At 44.2% G+C, this 1,252-nt stretch carries 2 protein-coding genes; one reads left to right on the top strand and one right to left on the bottom strand.

The genetic code is table 11. The features are described 5' to 3' along the window. Nucleotides 1-171 precede the first annotated feature (171 nt). Nucleotides 172-804 (top strand): DUF305 domain-containing protein, encoded by a 633-nt coding sequence (locus O9324_RS01645; RefSeq protein ID WP_353851667.1) that lies wholly within the window; start codon nucleotides 172-174, stop codon nucleotides 802-804. On the opposite strand, the gene O9324_RS01640 is transcribed toward O9324_RS01645, so the two are convergent. Further along, a complete protein-coding gene (locus O9324_RS01640; RefSeq protein WP_288139309.1) occupies nucleotides 801-947 on the bottom strand; it encodes a hypothetical protein in 147 nt (48 codons plus the stop codon). The genes O9324_RS01645 and O9324_RS01640 overlap by 4 nt on opposite strands. Nucleotides 948-1,252: the final 305 nt, after the last annotated feature.

The following is a 1,252-nucleotide window of genomic DNA, read 5'->3' as shown; positions in this document are numbered from 1 at the left end:
TTAAGTCGCAGTAAACGGGACTGATGAGATATCTAGATAGTGTCCTCGATTCAAGCGGCCATGTCTAGCCCCTAGCCCCCACAGCTTAAACTGTCTGGTTTGTCAAGTACAATTTATACAAAATAAGTGCGATTGCCCTGGGTAAGTGCTATAGTATAGTGAGGTTTTTACATGGTTTTTCTCATGAAAAATAAAGCCATTATTGTGCTAGGGGCCGTTGCCGCTCTTGGACTGGCTGCAACCTCAACTTTACTTCTGACCGGTCCATCTGGAAATTCTCCAGATTCCGCCTCTGCTCAATTTTCTCCCAACGGCATGGGTATGATGCCTCATATGCAGGTCAGTAGCGAGTTTAACTATCTTGCCCAAATGATTCCCCACCATCAGGAGGCAATCGATACCGCCCAGGTTATTCTGGCACGCACTAGGCGTCCTGAGATGAGGCAGTTTGCTCAAAAGATCATTCAAGTGCAAACTGCTGAAATTGCTCAGATGAAAAACTGGCTTAACGAGTGGTATCCCGGAAAGAATATTAGCGTCTCCTACGTTCCCATGATGCGCGATCTGAGTCAACTTCAGGGCGATGCCCTAGATCAAACTTTTTTACAAGATATGATTAAACATCATATGGGAGCCGTGATGATGTCGCAAATGCTCCTGAATCATAATCTGGTGAAGCATCAGGCTGTCCAGCCCTTTGCTGAGAACATTGCCACTAGCCAGCGCCAGGAAATTCAGCAGATGCAAACTTGGTTGATGGCTTGGTTTGGTGATCGCAATCCAATGGGTAGAATGCATCATTAGCTGGTATTGCGATCGAGATTTTGGGGGCGATTAATGTTTTGCTTCTGGTGTGCGGTCCAACAACCCCAATGCAGTGGGATGCCGAAGGCACTGCGTAGCAGTACGCCATCGCCGTAGGGTGCGTTCCCTAATGTGGCTCCCACTGCTCCACCAATAGATTTTTGGGGAACGCACCATGCAGATTGATTGAAGTTGTGGGTTTAGGCGTTGTCAAATTGAAAGATGCTCGGCGTTGCTGACTTTGGGTATGAATCATTGCATCTACATTAGACCTCTTGCATAATTTTTTTATGGTATAATATAGGGTTTTGCTTTTTTCTCGATTTTTAGATTGAAGTGGAAAAAAGAATAAAATGTGATCTTAGGTCAGGAAATCATCTATAATTTTGCTATGTTTATTAGCAAAATTATGGATTATCAAAACTTATCAGATGAACAATTCAAACGC

It is taken from the genome of Microcystis sp. LE19-84.1B (genome assembly GCF_027531875.1).
GTDB classification, from domain to species: Bacteria; Cyanobacteriota; Cyanobacteriia; order Cyanobacteriales; family Microcystaceae; genus Microcystis; species Microcystis panniformis.
The sequence above is the reverse complement of the archived record's forward strand: the minus strand, read 5'-3'. Positions and strand labels throughout refer to the sequence as shown.

What these genes read in the sequence shown, in the direction of transcription:
- O9324_RS01645 (WP_353851667.1), top strand. Translation starts at nt 172, where the DNA reads ATGGTTTTTCTCATGAAAAATAAAGCCATTATTGTGCTAGGGGCCGTT.